Source organism: Tissierella pigra (genome assembly GCF_009695605.1).
GTDB classification, from domain to species: domain Bacteria; phylum Bacillota; class Clostridia; order Tissierellales; family Tissierellaceae; genus Tissierella; species Tissierella pigra.
The window spans coordinates 120,038-136,835 of record NZ_VUNQ01000003.1 but is presented as its reverse complement, the minus strand read 5'-3'; the positions used below and the strand labels follow the sequence as shown (position 1 = coordinate 136,835).

At 30.8% G+C, this 16,798-nt stretch carries 12 protein-coding genes; 9 read left to right on the top strand and 3 right to left on the bottom strand.

The features are described from left to right. Positions 1-161 precede the first annotated feature (161 nt). On the top strand, positions 162-1,838 hold the full coding sequence (locus tag FYJ83_RS02830; RefSeq protein WP_154438824.1) for a methyl-accepting chemotaxis protein: 1,677 nt from the start codon (positions 162-164) through the stop codon (positions 1,836-1,838). 102 nt (positions 1,839-1,940) lie between these two features. On the opposite strand, the gene FYJ83_RS02825 is transcribed toward FYJ83_RS02830, so the two are convergent. Further along, positions 1,941-3,230 (bottom strand): L-cysteine desulfidase family protein, encoded by a 1,290-nt coding sequence (locus FYJ83_RS02825; RefSeq protein ID WP_154438823.1) that lies wholly within the window; start codon positions 3,228-3,230, stop codon positions 1,941-1,943. Between the two features lie 318 nt (positions 3,231-3,548). Here FYJ83_RS02825 and FYJ83_RS02820 point away from each other — a divergent pair, with 318 nt between their 5' ends. Continuing rightward, complete coding sequence (locus tag FYJ83_RS02820) at positions 3,549-5,279, top strand: sigma 54-interacting transcriptional regulator (protein ID WP_154438822.1); 1,731 nt, start codon at positions 3,549-3,551, stop codon at positions 5,277-5,279. 25 nt (positions 5,280-5,304) lie between these two features. On the opposite strand, the gene FYJ83_RS02815 is transcribed toward FYJ83_RS02820, so the two are convergent. Continuing rightward, positions 5,305-6,204, bottom strand: coding sequence for a DUF2935 domain-containing protein (locus FYJ83_RS02815; RefSeq protein ID WP_154438821.1), 900 nt, complete (start codon positions 6,202-6,204; stop codon positions 5,305-5,307). Positions 6,205-6,267: 63 nt separating this feature from the next. After that, positions 6,268-7,830, bottom strand: a complete 1,563-nt coding sequence (locus FYJ83_RS02810; protein ID WP_154438820.1) for a hypothetical protein — start codon at positions 7,828-7,830, stop codon at positions 6,268-6,270. Between the two features lie 248 nt (positions 7,831-8,078). On the opposite strand from FYJ83_RS02810, the gene FYJ83_RS02805 reads away from it, so the two are divergent. The 7 genes from FYJ83_RS02805 to hydG all read left to right on the top strand — a co-directional run bounded on the left by FYJ83_RS02805 (position 8,079) and on the right by hydG (position 16,796). After that, the gene (locus tag FYJ83_RS02805; RefSeq protein WP_154438819.1) at positions 8,079-8,318 is read left to right on the top strand and encodes an NAD(P)H-dependent oxidoreductase subunit E; all 240 of its coding nucleotides are present in this window, start codon (positions 8,079-8,081) and stop codon (positions 8,316-8,318) included. Next, complete coding sequence (locus FYJ83_RS02800) at positions 8,318-9,805, top strand: 4Fe-4S dicluster domain-containing protein (RefSeq protein WP_154438818.1); 1,488 nt, start codon at positions 8,318-8,320, stop codon at positions 9,803-9,805. The genes FYJ83_RS02805 and FYJ83_RS02800 overlap by 1 nt, the downstream gene beginning before the upstream one ends. Positions 9,806-10,236: 431 nt before the next feature. Beyond that, positions 10,237-10,713, top strand: a complete 477-nt coding sequence (locus tag FYJ83_RS02795) for an NADH-quinone oxidoreductase subunit NuoE family protein (protein ID WP_154438817.1) — start codon at positions 10,237-10,239, stop codon at positions 10,711-10,713. Further along, on the top strand, positions 10,714-12,585 hold the full coding sequence (locus FYJ83_RS02790) for an NADH-quinone oxidoreductase subunit NuoF (protein WP_154438816.1): 1,872 nt from the start codon (positions 10,714-10,716) through the stop codon (positions 12,583-12,585). It begins immediately after the preceding gene. A gap of 2 nt (positions 12,586-12,587) precedes the next feature. Beyond that, positions 12,588-14,291, top strand: a complete 1,704-nt coding sequence (locus FYJ83_RS02785; protein ID WP_154438815.1) for a [FeFe] hydrogenase, group A — start codon at positions 12,588-12,590, stop codon at positions 14,289-14,291. A gap of 83 nt (positions 14,292-14,374) precedes the next feature. Next, entirely contained in the window at positions 14,375-15,433 is a 1,059-nt protein-coding gene (gene hydE / locus FYJ83_RS02780) for a [FeFe] hydrogenase H-cluster radical SAM maturase HydE (RefSeq protein WP_154438814.1), read from the top strand. Beyond that, a complete protein-coding gene (hydG, locus tag FYJ83_RS02775; protein ID WP_154438813.1) occupies positions 15,426-16,796 on the top strand; it encodes a [FeFe] hydrogenase H-cluster radical SAM maturase HydG in 1,371 nt (456 codons plus the stop codon). Before hydE ends, hydG begins: the two co-directional genes overlap by 8 nt. Positions 16,797-16,798 lie beyond the last annotated feature (2 nt).

Below are 16,798 nucleotides of genomic sequence, written 5' to 3'. Positions count from 1 at the left end.
AATTAGTATATCTCACTATGACTCCTTAGTTGAAATGAGTTGAAATTTTAAATTAATATATTGATTATTCCAGAAACTGAATTGTTAATATATTGATATATATAATGTAATTGAAAGTCATTAAGGTTATTTTTATACACCAATATTTAGGGGGGAAATAAATGAAGAATAAGAGTATAAGAAGACTTTTAACTACTGTAATACTGAGTTTACTACTTTTAGCCTTTGTTGTAAGTGCAGTTTTTACAAACTTAGTTCTAAAAGAAAAAAGTAAAAATGTACTAATTGAAAAGGCTAAGGAACAAGTTTTTGAAATGGCAAAACAAGTAGAAGTAATTTTGAATAATGAAACTAATCCAATTCCAGAATTACAAAAATTTGTTGAATTAAAGTCAACTCAAAACAATGTCACCTATGCTATTGTAATCGACAAAGATGTTCAAGCAGTGGCTCATAGTGATATACAGAAACTTAATAAGGTTTATGAAGATGAGTACACTATTGATGGAGCTAAACATGGAAAAAATCAATTTACTAGATGGTATGCAGAAACACAAGGAATATGGACTTATGATATAATGGAGCCTATTTATAAAAATGGAGAGTTATATGGAGTTTTAGATATTGGTGTTCCAGAAAGTGGCATAAAGTCTATTTCAACTGCTGTGTTGTTTTATCAAATTATAATAGGGTGTGGAAGTTTTATTGTAATAGGGGTTTTAATGTGGTTTATAATTGATCGTATTATTGTAGCCATAACATTATTAGAGGGAGTTATTCACCAAACTGCTATACTTGATTTTACTGAAAACCCTGATTTAGAGGTTTTATCTAATAGATGTGATGAAATCGGATCAATGGCACAGAAGATTATTAGTATGCGTGACTCCTTGAAAAATGTAATATATGCTATATTAGATACCAGCGAGGAGTTAACAGAATCAGCAAGGGTATTGACAGTTATTTCTGGTGATACAGTTAGAACTACAGATGAGATTAATTCAGCAATTAGTGAAATAGCAAAGGCTACCGAAGAACAAGCTCACGATACTGAAAAAGGTGCTGAACAAATAGGTCAATTGTCTAAGAACATTGACTATATAATTGATAGTACATTGAGCATTGCAAATATGACAAAGGATATAGATAAACTTAGTAGTGAAGGAGTTTCTATTGTTAGTCAGCTTTCTGAATGGTCTGAAAAAAACAAATTGTCTTCTCAGCAAGTAAGTACAATTGTTAAAGAAGTAGATAAAACTTCTTCCGATATTTCAAGTATAGTAAGCATTATTACAGAGATTGCTACTCAGACAAATTTATTGGCTCTTAACGCATCTATTGAATCTGCAAGGGCAGGGGAGGCTGGAAAAGGGTTTGCAGTTGTGGCAGAGGAAATTAGGAAATTATCAGAACAAACTTCTAAGGCAACAGGAGATATTAAGAATAAAATAGATGCTATTCAAGATATATCTAAAAATGCAGTAAATGAAATTGAAACAAGCTTAGATATAGTTAAAGAAAATGTGAAATCTTCTGAAGATACTAGTGAAATTTTCAATACTATTAAAGAAGCTTTGGATAAAATAATAGGAGTTGCTAAAAATGTAGAAACCCTTTCTAGAGAGATGAATGGACGTAAAGAGCAAATAATCATTGCAATAGAAAATATTTCAGCTTCTGCCGAAGAAACATCTGCTGGTACTGAACAAGTTTCAGCTTCGGCATATGAACAATTAGGAAGCATAGAGATGGTTTCTGAAAAGGCTAAGGGCTTAAATGATGTAGCAGAGTTATTGCAAAATGAAATGAAGAAATTCAAATTAAGTGAAACTATATAAATATGATTTTACTTGATAATATAGATGAACATCAGAAATGTGTACTTTTTATTATATGGTATGTTAATAAATATCCTCTAGAATTTTCCTAGAGGATATTTATTAACATTTATTTAACATTACATCTAATATAATATTATCAGTATTATTCATACCAGTATTTGATACATGAGCTAGATTTTTAATGGTTTGTTCTGTTGTCTCGCCTAATATTCCATTATCTATTGGTATAAAGATATTCTTTAATGCCATATTAGAAGCATCAATAGCTGCATCTACAGATATTGATAATTTATAAGAACAGCCTAGTTTTGCACCATCACATATCATTCCAGTAATACCAGCAATCATATTATTAATAGAACCTTGAATTTGTACATGGTTTCCACCACCCATGAAGGTAAGTCCAGCGGCACAACCAACTCCAGCAGCAACACCACATCCACATACAGGAGATAGAGAGCCTATATAGGACTTAACATAAATAGTTACTAAATGACTAAGAGTAATGGAACGAATGATTTTTTCCTCTGAAATATTTTTCTCTTTTCCAATTATACTCAAAGGAATAATTGCTACAAGTCCATGGTTTCCAGAACCAGCACTACTCATTACAGGAAGTGGGTATCCAGACATTCTTGCTTCTGAAGCACCAGAGGTATATGCCTTGGCTTTAGTATATACGTCCATTACATTATCATATAGGTATTTACCTAGCCCCATTCCTAAATCTTCAGAAATACCTATTTTTGCAAGGCATAGGTTCATATCTATTCCATCTTGAATAAAGGATAAATCTTCAATATTTCCATTTATTGAAAAGTCTATAAGCTGTTTGATATTAAAGTTCTGAATTTCATATTTTATTTCATAATTTGAGCTTGTACTAGAAATACTCTGTTCTTTATTTAAATTATCCTTGTTAAGTAAAACTTCATCATTTTTACTTTCAAATACTATATTTGTATGGGAATTTTTAATTATAACTTTTGATGTATTATTTTTACTAAAAGCTTCTACAGAAATATAAAGTCCTTCTGCCTCTTTGTTTAATTCTAAAGTAATAATCTTAGAGTTTACAATGTCTAAGGCTTCTTTTATACTTTCTTTTTTTACATCTTTAAGAACTTCCAAGCCATATTCAGATTTCCCTATAACTAAGGAAAGGGCAGCAGCAAATATAATTCCACGCTCATTAGTGCCGGGTATGCCCACACCTAATCCATTTTTTAATATATTACTATTAACGCCAATAATTAGATTTTCAACATTGGAATCAAGTATTTCTTTAGCACGAGCAACGGCATATGCCACAGCTCCAGGCTCTGTACACCCAAGAGCTGGTTTTACTTGATCCTTTAATATTTCAATTAAAAGATTATTATTTATCATAACATCCTTCTCCTTTCGACTATTAATTAAGCAAGTACTATGCCAATAAAGGAAAAATAGTTAAATATTAAACAAAATGGTTAAATTCAAATATTAGATATATATTAAGTCCATATAAATAAATAAATCTTTCTCAAATATGATAAACTTATTGAAGTAACAATTAATTTTTCATTGATATTTCATGGTATATATGAATTTATCAATTTTGAATAATTATTCTCAAAAATGATAATAAAAGTGGGTATATTTATTGATTATGATATATTTATATGATAAACTTATTTGTAATCAAAGTTTTAAATAAAGGATGATAAAATGAATCTTTTAAAAAGTATAGCTCCTGAGCTCAAGCATATTATTGATGCTATGTATTCTGTAACCAATATAGATATTACAATAGTAGATGAAAATCTAAATCGAATTGTGGCTACAAATAATATAAATAAGGTTTTTAGAAATAAAGCCCCTGTGAATTCAGTTTTTCACAAAAGTTTAATGACGGGAAAACAATACCTGATTACTGATACTATAAATGATCCTCTCTGTTTAAACTGCTTTAACAAAGACAGCTGTAATGAATTGGCAGAACTATGTATTCCTATACATTTTAATGGAAAAATCATAGGGGTACTTGGGATGTGTGCTTTCAATGAAAAGGCAAGAGATAATATTATAAACAATAAGGATAGTTATATAAAATTTGAAAATCAACTAAGTAATATTATTTGTACTATTTTAAGTGAGAAGCGATTTGGAGAATTATTAGAGTATCGTTCAACTGAGTTGGTTACATTGATTAATTCCTTAAATGAGGGAATAATTATATTGGATAATAATATGAAAATAATGACAAAAAATAACTATATCAATGAAAGACTTGATTTAGATATAAATCTTATTTTAGATATTGAGGAGATAATACCAAAAAAGAGTTTAGAAGAATTAGATAAAAAACATTTCTATGGAGAAGTTGGACCTGTTAAAATCGGGGAATATGAATTTATTATTAACTCAAATATAATAAAAATTGGGGGAAGTAAGCAAGGGATAATTTTAGTGTTTTCTGATTTTAATAAGATGAAGGAATCTGTTTTAAAGTCTGATTTAAACAAGCATATAACTACCTTTGATAATATAATCGGAGAAAGTGAACTTCTTATAAATGCCAAGCGACAAGCTATTCAGGTTGCTGAAAAGGATGTATCTGTGTTATTAATAGGAGAAACAGGTACTGGTAAAGAAATATTTGCAAGGGCAATACATACAGCTAGTCATCGTAGGGAAGATGTTTTTATGGCTATTAACTGCGGAGCAATTCCAGAAAATCTAATAGAATCTGAATTGTTTGGATATGAGAAAGGATCTTTTACTGGTGCAAATACTACTGGGAAAGTAGGTAAGTTTGAAATAGCAAAAGAAGGAACATTATTTTTAGATGAAATAGGAGATTTACCATATTCTATGCAGGTAAAAATCCTACGTGCTCTTGAAGAAAAGGAAATAACCAAAGTAGGAGGACATAAGTCTATTAAAGTTAACCCTAGAGTTATTTCTGCCACTCATAGAGATTTGCATAAGATGGTAAGAGAAGGGTGTTTTAGAGAGGATTTATTATATAGATTAAATGTAGTTCCTATTTATATACCACCCTTGAGGGAACGAGGATATGATATTATAATGCTCTCCAGATACTTTCTAAATCATTTTTCTAAAATATATAAAAAGGATTTACTTGGGTTTTCAGCAGAATGTGAAAAGTATCTATTGGGATACTCCTATCCAGGGAATATTAGGGAGCTAAAAAATCTTATAGAATATGCTACTATTTTTGAAGAAGATAGTATTGTAGGTGTAAAAAATATAAGAAAGAAAATAGATTCTAAAGACAAACAGGATAGTAAAACATTGGCTGAAATGACTAAGATTTATGAAAAAACTATTATAGAAAATTATCTAAATCGTTATGGAAATAGTTTAGAGGGAAAGACAGAGGTGGCTAAACAGTTAGGTATAAGTATGGCTACTCTTTATAGAAAGATAGAATAATCATAAGAAAATCTGATGGATTACATCAGATTTTCATTTCCTTCAATATTCTAATATAGTGATTTGCTTCTCTTAAAATATGGTCCCCTAATAATGGTGGAATAATTGATTTTATCTTACAATTCAACAATCCTTCTACAGCAGATACTTTAAAATCTCTAAATTCTTTAGTAGTAATTAAACTCTTTTCAGCTAATTGTTTTTCATGACATTTAATAGATTCCTTTACTAATTCTTCAAACTTTTTAACAAATTCTTCAGCTCTACGTTTTAAATCTTTTTCAGTAGGGTCTAACATTCCATCTATGAATTCTCCGTGGTCTTCCATTATATGATTCCAAAATCTAAGTTCATCGCATATGGGTTTATTAGGCAATGTTTTTTCTATTAAGCATAATAGTAGGTCTTTATAGAGCTTTGCTTCATCAATAAGATGATGTAACATATGGGGATACATTGTCATAAATATTTTGCAATTTAAAAATAAATCTAAGAGTTTTTCTTTAAATTTTATTACTTCTTCTAGAAGATTTAAGGACCTGCAATTAATATTTTGCACCTTTTCTTCTAGCCATTCTGTGTAGTCAAAATCGGGATCTGACCTTAAATCTAATTCAGCTTCAGTAATATTAGTATTTATTTTTAATCCAGTTAGTGTAGATGTTATTTCTTCTGCTCTAAGTGTATAGTTGGTGACTAATTCATTTGATTTCAATACGCTTTCTCTTATGGCACAGTTTCCAAATATAATTGTTTCTCCTAAAAGGTCTTCAAAAGAAGATTTAAGTAAGTTGGATTCAGTAATATAAGAAGCATTGACAGATGGAAGATTTACTTCTATTAAAGCTAAATGTTCCTTCATGATTCTTTGGAAAAACAAATTTGTTTCTAATGAAGCTTGAATAAATTCTTTTCTTGCCAGCAAAAAAATCCCCCCTCAATAATTATATGAATTAATACATACTATTATGAGAGAGGATTTTTGTTACTAATTTAACCTATCATTTAATTTGTTTCTGATTTCATCATTAATTATATTATTATTTGCTTTCAAATCATTTACAAAACCTTGTATTATATTTGCAAAATTAGTATATTCGTATTTTTCTATGGTCTTTTCAAATTCATTTATGACTTTTTCTTTCATTACAAAGGTTCCTATATCGAAGTTTGGATCATGATTATCTCCAAAAAAATAAGTTTGCATATACCAATTATAGATTTCATTTATCTTTGGTAAAAAATTTGAATAAGGATAGATCATTTTAAAACTTTCAACTAAAAGTATTCTTTCTGCTAATTTATCCATGGTTATTACTAGACTTCCATCATTCATAAAAGGTTCATTAGTTTCTAATGCTAATATCTTTAGATAATCACTATATTCATTAGTTATATTTCCATCAAATATATTTATAAACTTTTGGTTATCAACTTGATAATAATAAATGCCTTCAGAAGTCACTAATTTATATCCTAAATTAATATGCTCTATTAGATGTTTTTTTAATTCTTCTTCATCTTTTAGTACTTTTTCACGATTTAGATATTCTAAACTATTTAATTTTTCCATGGATAAACCATATTTTTTAAATAAATAATCAAAATTTTCATCATTTTGATATTTGATAAATAGATTTTCTACTTCAATTCCTTCATCGTAGGACATTTCCTCTAGATGTTCAATATACTTTATTAAAAGCTCAGTATTGTGAAATTTAGATAGTTGACTTTTATGCTCATCCATATATTTTAAGCTTTCAGAAAAATCATTTTCTATTAAAGTTTTGGCTTCATTAAATACTTCTATATTGGAGTCGTCCTTAGAATAATCTTTTCTTTCTATTTTAACTAAATCAGCACTGTCGCTACCATCCCATTTATACCAGAGAGTCATTTTATCAGAGTCAACAGAGGAGGAATCTTCTGTTTCAGGGTCAATCGTATATATACTGAATTCAAGTATACCATCATTATCTATGTCTTTAATCTGATTATTAGTATATATGGATATTAAAGATAATTTCTTATCATTAAGTATATTTTTTAATTTTTCATCTTCTAATATAAATCCGTAGGTTAGTCCTGAATGAGCACCAACTTGATTGTTTAAAAATAAGCCATTTTGATTTTCAGATATTTTTCCTATTACAATTTGATAGTTATCATTATCATAGTTCATTGGGACTTTATCTATGGAAACATATTTTTCGCCGTTAAATTTATAAATTTCTAAACTTCCTTCATCATTTACATTATTAGGATCTCTTTTGTTAAATATAGCCAGTTCAGGAATATTATCTTCACTAAGATTGCCTAGTGCATAAATGGGAGATTTACTTTCAGTAAGTTCAGAACTAAATTTATACATATGTTCTATATAGGACGCATCCTTTAAAAAGTCATAATTAGAGCCTTTGGATATGATAATTTCCTTAATTGACTGCTCTAAATTTAATGTAGTTGGAAAACTTTCATTTTTAGAACAAGCTATAGTAAAAATAGTTAGACATAGGATGGATATTATGAATTTTATAGACTTTTTCCACATACAATATTCTCCTTTCAATATTTATATTATACACTTGAACAATAGGCTTTAGGTAACAAACAAGTTACAAAAATAATATATAATTATTAAAACTATTGATGAAGGATTTAAAGAATGGTATTATCTAATCATAATAATAAATAAGTTATATTTTCAAAATGATGCTGAGAATATATAAGATATTTAATATTATTCTGTATTTTGAACATGCTAAAGTCATAGCAAATACATAGGAAGGAAGTGGTAAAATGGAAGTCAAGGTAAAGATTTGTATGGGGACTCATTGTACAATGATGGGGAATTTAAATTTAGAAGAAAATCTTGAAAGATTACAATCAGAATATCCAGATCAAATTGAAATTGAAGCAGTAAAATGTTTAAAGTATTGTGAGAATAATAAAGCACCTGTAGTTGAACTAAATGGCAAGATAATTACAAATGCCAGTGCAGAAATAGTTATGTCAGAAATTCTTGAGGTGGTAAAATGATGAGAGGCATCTTTACTCCCATTACATATATAAGAAGACAAGTATTTACAGAAATCGCAAAGATAGCTTGGGAAGGAAGAGATCCATTAGAAGTAGACGATATACCATATAAGGTAATTAATGGTGAAGTACCTCTATACAGGGGAAGTATTTTTCATGAAAGAGCTATTGTTGCAGCTAGAACTAGGCTTGGACTAGGTTTAGATAGAAAAGTAAATGTGGATAATGGTCGTCTATCTAAGGTAGTAGATGAAGCAGTAGTGACCCATAGTATAATCAAAGAACCATTAGTTAATGTGATTCCATTTGCTTGTACTGCATGCGAAAGCTCTAAACATTTTGTTACTGATAATTGCAGAAAGTGTATTGCCCATCCTTGTATAATAGTATGTCCTGTGAATGCTATTTCCATGGGAAAGGATAGAGCTATAATAGATAAAGATAAATGTATAGATTGTGGAAAATGTGCTAAGGCTTGTCAATATCATGCTATTATGAAATTAGAAAGACCTTGTAAAGCTGCATGTGGAGTAGATGCCATAGAATCTGATGAATTGGGCAGAGCAAAGATAAATTATGATAAATGTGTAAGTTGTGGTATGTGTATAGTAAATTGTCCTTTTGCGGCAATTACAGATAAAACAGATATATTTCAATTGGTTCTTGCTATTAAAAGGGGAGAAGAAGTTCACGCAATAATAGCACCTTCTTTTGTAGGTCAATTTGGACCTTTTGCAACGCCTGGTAAAATAGTAAAAGCAGCAAAGAACTTAGGGTTTACAGAAATTATAGAGGTGGCATTAGGAGCAGACGTTGCTGCTAAACATGAGGCTGAAATGTTTCCACAACTTGTACCAGAAAAACAACCATTTTTGGGGACATCCTGCTGTCCGTCTTGGACTATGACGGCTAAGAAATTTTTCCCTGATTTATACCAATATATATCTTCTTCTAATACACCAATGGTAGAGACAGCTAAGGCAATTAAAAGAAGAAGCCCAAGTGGCAAGATAGTATTTATAGGTCCATGTATCTCAAAAAAAATTGAAGCAATGGAAGAAGAGGTTCGACCATATGTTGATTTTGTACTTACCTATGAAGAACTTGCAGCAATATTTGTAGCAGCCAATATTGATGTTGCTGAAATTGAAGAAGATGAAATTGTTGCAGATGCATCAACAAAAGGAAGAAACTTTGCCTTTGCATCAGGAGTTGCAGCATCAGTGAAGGCAAGTATAGAAAAAGCACATCCAGATGTAAATGTCCTAACTCATAATGCCAACGGTCTGTCAGAATGCCGCAAGATGTTGGCCATGGCAAAGGCAGGAAAATTCAATGGCTACCTATTGGAGGGAATGGCATGCCCTGGAGGTTGTGTAGGAGGACCAGGAACAATGTTACCAATAGAAAAAGCTGAGAAAGAAGCAAAAGATTTTGCTAAGAAATCACCATATGATAATGTTTTTGAAAATCCACTTATAGAATAAATAAAGTTTAACTTAAAAAGGGGCAAAGGTTCATAGAAACTTTTACCCTTTAACTTTAGTAAAATCAAAGTAAAAGCAATGTTAAGAAATAAACAATAATAGTATAAAAATATTTAATATTAATTGATTATATATAAAAAGTATTTTATTAAAAGAGTTAAAATAGTCGAAAAAATTATAATAATATGTATTGACTAAAATAATAATTTTGATAAAATTACATTATTAAGATTTAATAAATTCTTCAATATATTGAAACAAGCAGGTTTGATAATTCTATTCTTTTTGAAAATTCTAGCATTCTAATCAAGATTATAATTGATGATCGGAGTAAATATCCAATGTAAATAAGAACACTTTGTATAAGGGATTTCTAAAAATCAAGGTTAAATAATTAACAAAATATATAAAAATAATTAGGAGGTTAAATTATGCTTACTTTGGAGATGAAAGATACCATTGATGAAGTTGTAATGAAACATGGAAGTAAACAATCTTCAATAATTACTATTTTACAAGAAATTCAAGGAAATTATAGGTACTTGCCTGAAGAAGTGTTGGAGTACATAGCAAATAAGATGGATATTACTCCCTCTAAAATTTATGGTATTGCCACATTTTATGAGAACTTTTCATTGGAACCAAAAGGAAAATATGTTATTAAGATTTGTGATGGTACAGCATGTCATGTTAGAAAGTCTATACCTATACTTAATGCGTTGCACAAGGAGCTAGGTCTTAGTAAAGATAAACAAACTACAGATGATTTGATGTTCACTGTTGAAACAGTATCATGTCTTGGAGCTTGTGGTTTAGCACCAGTACTAAATATCAATGAAAAGGTTTATGGCAAAATGACTCCTGAATCTACAGTGGAACTCTTAAATAAATTAAGGGAGGAAATATAGATGACAATAGCTAGTATTCAAGAACTTATGGATGTATCTAAGGCATTTAAGAATTCTTTAGATAAACAATATAAGCAAGTCCTAGTTTGTGGAGGGACAGGCTGTGTAGCAGGTGGTTCATTAGAGATTTATGCTGAGATAAAAAGACTAATAGAAGAAAAAGGTATATTGGCGGATGTGGAATTATATGAAGAAAATGAGGGCATAGGAATAAAAAAGTCTGGATGTCATGGGTTTTGTGAGGCAGGTCCATTAGTTAGAATTGAACCAGATAAATTTCTATATTTAAAGGTTAAGTTAGAGGATTGTGAGGAAATTGTAAATACTACTTTAGTAGAGGGAAAACCAATTGAAAGACTTATGTATAGTAAAGATAATAAAGTCTATCACCAACAGGAAGAAATACCTTTCTATAAATCACAAACTAGAGTTGTATTGGAACATTGCGGACATATAGATGCAGAGTCTATTGAAGAATATATTGCTTATGGTGGATACCAAGCATTAGCTAAAGCTTTAGATACTATGACACCAGAGGAAGTTTGTAAAGAAATATCTGATGCAAACTTACGTGGAAGAGGAGGCGGAGGCTATCCTGCTGGAAAGAAGTGGCTGCAAGTTTTATCATATGATAGTGATATGAAGTATGTAGTATGTAACGGTGATGAAGGAGATCCAGGTGCGTTTATGGATAGGTCTTTAATGGAAGGGGATCCTCACAATATTATTGAAGGTATGGCTATTGCTGCCTATGCTACTGGAGCATCAGAAGGATATATTTATGTTAGAGCAGAATATCCTTTGGCAGTTGCTAGGCTGAACAAAGCTATAGAACAAGCAAGAAAAATCGGATTACTAGGAAAAAACATTTTAGGTACAAGTTTAAACTTTGAACTTCATGTAAATCAAGGAGCTGGAGCCTTTGTATGTGGTGAAGGTAGTGCCCTTATTGCATCTATTGAAGGGGAAAGAGGAATGCCTAGAGTAAAGGCAAAAAGAACTGTAGAAGAGGGACTTTGGAGAAAACCTACTGTCCTTAATAATGTGGAGACCTTTGCCAATGTTAGACATATAATTATGAATGGCGCAGAATGGTATAAATCCTATGGAACAAAGGGAAGTCCAGGAACAAAGGCGTTTGCACTGACTGGAAATGTGAATAATACTGGATTAATAGAAGTGCCTATGGGAACAACTCTTAGGGAGATTATATTCAATATAGGTGGAGGCATTAAAGATAATAAAGGATTTAAGGCAGTTCAAATAGGAGGACCATCAGGTGGATGTTTAACGGAAGAACATTTAGATATGTCCCTGGATTTTGACTCCTTAACAGATGCTGGTGCTATGATTGGCTCTGGTGGAATGGTAATAATGGATGAAGATACTTGTATGGTAGAAGTAGCCAGATTCTTTATGAACTTTACCCAAAATGAATCCTGTGGAAAATGTGTTCCTTGTAGAGAAGGAACTAAGATTATGTTAAATATTTTAGAAAAAATAGTATCTGGACAAGGAACAGTAGAAGATTTAGACTTACTTGAGGAGATGGCAGATACCATAACCAATACTGCTCTTTGTGGATTAGGTAAAACTGCGGCAAATCCTGTAGTCAGTTCCTTAAAATATTTTAAAGACGAATATTTAGACCATGTAGAAAATAAGAGATGTTCTACAAAGACTTGCCAAGGATTAAAGGTAATAGAAATTAGCTCTGAGCTTTGCAAAGGATGTAGTAAGTGTAGCAGAATTTGTCCTGTAGGTGCAATTAGTGGAAAAATAAAGGAACCATTTGAAATTGATCAAAATAAATGTATTAAATGCGGTGCTTGTATAGAATCCTGTGCATTCGCAGCTATAAGGGAGGCTTAGGCATGAAAGGTACAATGATTATAGATGGTAGAAAAATAGATTTTGATGGAGAGAAAAATATATTAGAAGTAGTTAGAAAAGCTGGTATAAGTTTACCTACATTTTGTTACCATTCAGAATTAAGTATTTATGGTGCTTGTAGAATGTGTATGGTGGAAGATAAATGGGGAAATACTTTTGCATCATGTTCTCAATTACCAAAGGATGGTATGGAAGTGTTTACAAATACTCCAAAGGTACAAAAATATAGAAAAAATATACTTGAAATGATACTGGCAAACCATGATAGAGATTGTACTGCCTGTGATAGAACTGGTAAATGTCAACTTCAAGAATTAGCTGTTAGATTTGGTATAAAGGATATTAGATTTGATGAAATAGAGAAAAGTCTGCCAATAGATAAGTCTAGTTTAAGTATAGTAAGAAATCCAAATAAATGTATATTATGTGGAGACTGTGTAAGAGTATGTGAAGAAGTTCAAGGAGTAGGTGCTCTAAGTTTTGCTCATAGAGGTTCAAGTATGACAGTATCTGCTGCTTTTGATAGGGATATTGCTGAAGTAAACTGTATAAATTGTGGACAATGTAGAGCAGTTTGTCCTACGGGAGCCATTATAATTAAGAAGGAAAATCATAAAGTGTGGGAAGCAATTCATAACAAGAGAAAGAGAGTAATAGCTCAAGTAGCACCAGCAGTAAGAGTAGCCTTAGGTGAAGAATTTGGATTGGAGCCTGGAGAAATTACTATAGGTAAAATAGTTGCAGCTCTTAAAACCATTGGAATCCATGAAGTTTATGATACGGCATTTGCTGCAGATATGACAGTAATAGAAGAAAGTAAAGAATTTGTAGAAAGACTAACTAAAGGAGAAAACCTACCACTATTTACTTCCTGTTGTCCAGGATGGGTTAAATTTGCAGAAAACAAATTCCCAGATATGGTAGATAATATTTCTACGTGTAAATCTCCTCAGCAAATGTTTGGGGCAGTTATAAAGGAATATTATAAGAAAATAGATAAAGAAGAAGATAAAGAAACTATATTAATTTCAGTAATGCCTTGTACTGCAAAAAAAGCGGAGGCAGCTAGGGAAGAATTTGAATATAACGGTGTTAAAGATGTAGACATAGTAATCACTACTCAAGAATTGGCACTTCTTATTAAAGAAGCAGGAATTATATTTGAACAATTAGAGGAAGAATCCTTTGATATGCCTTTTGGTTTAGCCAGTGGGTCTGGTATAATATTTGGTGCTACTGGTGGAGTAACTGAAGCTGTAGTTACTAGACTATTGAAAGATAAACCTGACCACTTTGCAAAGGATTTGTTATTTAGCGATGTTAGAGGAATGGAGAATTTAAAGGAAGCAAGTTTTGATGTAGATGGAAAAGAGGTTAAAGTTGCCATAGTTCATGGCCTGAAAGTTGCAAATGATTTAATAAATCAAATAAAAGCAGGAGAAAGGTATTACGATTTTGTTGAAGTAATGGCCTGTCCAGGCGGCTGTATAGCAGGTGGAGGACAGCCAGTTCCTATGGATACAGCTATGAGAAAGGAAAGAGCTAAAGGGCTTTATAAACTTGACAGAACATCCCATATTAAGAGTTCAGAAAAAAATCCTTTGGTGATGTCCTTGTTTGAAGATTTATTAAAGGATAATCATGAATTATTACATGTACACAAGAAGTCAGGGGCTGACGCTTAATTGTGAATTAATAATTGGCAGTATGGATAATATCCATATTGCCAATTATAGTATCTCTAAGAAACTTAAAGAGAGGGAAACCAATGAAGATAAAGAATTTAATAGATAAATTATATAAAAATAATTATTTAGATTTTGATGAAATAGTATATATACTTAATCATATTGAAAATCAAGGAAAAGACTACCTTATAGAAAAAGCTCATGAAACCCGAATGAAAACCTATGGAAATAAGGTTTATATGAGAGGTTTAATTGAATTTAGTAATTATTGTACAAAGGGATGTAAATATTGTGGTATAAACTCTTTCAACAAGAATGTGGAAAGATATAGATTAAGTTTAGAGGAAATTCAGGAGTGTTCAGAATTAGGCTATAGTCTAGGATATAGAACTTTCGTACTTCAAGGTGGAGAAGATAATTACTATTCAGATGATATGATAGTGGAAATAATAAAGGAAATAAAAAATAAATATAAAGATGTGGCAGTTACCCTTTCCCTAGGAGAAAAGCCTTATGAATCCTATGAGAAATATTATAATGCTGGAGCAGATAGATACCTTTTAAGACATGAAACAGCCAGTAAAGAATTATTTGAAAAGATACATATAAATACAGATTATAATAACAGAATAGAATCCTTGTGGAATCTAAAGAAAATAGGATACCAAGTAGGAGCAGGATTTATGGTTGGTATACCAACACAGACTAAGGAAGATTTAGCCAAGGATTTATTATTTTTAAAAGAATTAGACCCAGAAATGGTAGGTATAGGACCATTTATTCCACATAAAGATACTATTTATAAAAATCAACAGGGTGGTACTTTGGAAGACACTATTACTATGATTGCTTTAACTAGATTATTTTTACCCCATGGATTATTACCAGCAACAACAGCACTAGGAACCATTGATCCCCTTGGAAGGGAAAAAGGAATAAAGGCAGGAGCAAATGTAGTTATGCCAAATCTATCACCTACTACTGTAAGAGAAAAATATTCTCTATATAATGGAAAGATTTGTACTGGAGATGAAGCAGCAGAGTGTAGAAATTGTATAGAAAAAAGAATAGTATCATCAGGATTTTCCATAGACATGTCTAGAGGAGACAATATAAAATGGAGGCAGAATAATGATTAACCATGAATTTATATATAAATTATTGGAAGAAACTAAAAATGTGGCAAAGGAAGATATTAAAAGAGTACTAAATAAAGCTAGAAATAAAGAAAACCTTTCTTTTAAAGATATAGCTATTCTACTTCAAGTAGAAGATGAAAATGAATTAAAGGAAATCTATAAAATTGCAGGAGAAGTTAAAAGAAGTATTTATGGTAATAGAATTGTGATTTTTGCTCCCCTTTATGTAAGTGATTATTGTGTAAATAATTGTAGTTATTGTGGATATAAGTACAATAATGAATTTAACAGAAGAAAATTAACGAAAGAAGAAATACAAGAAGAAGTAAAACTATTGGAAAAAATGGGACACAAAAGATTAGCCTTAGAAGCAGGAGAAGATCCAGTAAATTGTGATATAGATTATATAATAGATGCAATAAAATCCATATATGAAACTCAAAATGATAATGGAGTTATTAGAAGGATTAATGTAAATATAGCATCTACTACAGTAGAAAACTATAAAAAACTTAAAGAAGCTGGAATAGGAACTTACATATTATTCCAGGAAACTTACCATAAACCAACCTATGAAAAGGCACATCTAAATGGACCTAAGGCAAACTATGATTATCATTTAACTGCCTTTAACAGAGCTATGGAAGCTGGCATAGATGATGTGGGAGCAGGAGTATTATTTGGACTTTACGATTATAAGTTTGAGATATTGGCTTTAATGCTTCACAATGAATATTTAGAAAGAGAATATGGAGTAGGATTTCATACTATTTCTGTACCAAGACTTAAAAAAGCACAGGGAATGAACTTAGAAGAATTTCCTTATTTGTTAACTGATGAGGAATTTAAAAAAATTGTTGCTATTATAAGACTGGCAGTTCCCTTTACAGGAATTATTTTATCTACAAGAGAAACCCATAAGATAAGAAAAGAAGTAATAGAATATGGGGTGTCTCAAATAAGTGCAGGTTCTTGTACAGGTGTAGGAGGATATAAGGAAAGTGAAGAAGGAAATAAATTGCAGTTTGAAGTATCAGATAATAGAAAGCCCTTTGAAGTAATAAGAGAGCTAATAGAAGAGGGACATGTTCCCTCTTATTGTACAGCTTGCTATAGAATGGGAAGAACTGGAGACAGATTCATGAGTCTTGCAAAATCTGGACAAATACAGAATATCTGTGGACCGAATGCTATGATGACTCTTTTAGAATATTCCTTAGACTATGGTGATGAAGAACTTCAAAACACCGTAGATAATATGATCAATAGAGAAATAGAGAATATAGAAAGGGAAGATATAAAAAATCTTCTTTTAAATAAGATAGATAGGATAAAAAAAGGAGAAAGGGATTTATATTTATAAAT

Excerpts from the sequence above, each read along its gene's own strand:
- FYJ83_RS02810 (WP_154438820.1), bottom strand. The coding sequence starts at position 7,830 with ATGTGGAAAAAGTCTATAAAATTCATAATATCCATCCTATGTCTAACT.
- FYJ83_RS02790 (WP_154438816.1), top strand. The coding sequence starts at position 10,714 with ATGACAATAGCTAGTATTCAAGAACTTATGGATGTATCTAAGGCATTT.
- FYJ83_RS02805 (WP_154438819.1), top strand. The coding sequence starts at position 8,079 with ATGGAAGTCAAGGTAAAGATTTGTATGGGGACTCATTGTACAATGATG.
- FYJ83_RS02795 (WP_154438817.1), top strand. The coding sequence starts at position 10,237 with ATGCTTACTTTGGAGATGAAAGATACCATTGATGAAGTTGTAATGAAA.
- FYJ83_RS02820 (WP_154438822.1), top strand. The coding sequence starts at position 3,549 with ATGAATCTTTTAAAAAGTATAGCTCCTGAGCTCAAGCATATTATTGAT.
- FYJ83_RS02800 (WP_154438818.1), top strand. The coding sequence starts at position 8,318 with ATGAGAGGCATCTTTACTCCCATTACATATATAAGAAGACAAGTATTT.
- hydG (WP_154438813.1), top strand. The coding sequence starts at position 15,426 with ATGATTAACCATGAATTTATATATAAATTATTGGAAGAAACTAAAAAT.
- hydE (WP_154438814.1), top strand. The coding sequence starts at position 14,375 with ATGAAGATAAAGAATTTAATAGATAAATTATATAAAAATAATTATTTA.
- FYJ83_RS02785 (WP_154438815.1), top strand. The coding sequence starts at position 12,588 with ATGAAAGGTACAATGATTATAGATGGTAGAAAAATAGATTTTGATGGA.
- FYJ83_RS02825 (WP_154438823.1), bottom strand. The coding sequence starts at position 3,230 with ATGATAAATAATAATCTTTTAATTGAAATATTAAAGGATCAAGTAAAA.
- FYJ83_RS02830 (WP_154438824.1), top strand. The coding sequence starts at position 162 with ATGAAGAATAAGAGTATAAGAAGACTTTTAACTACTGTAATACTGAGT.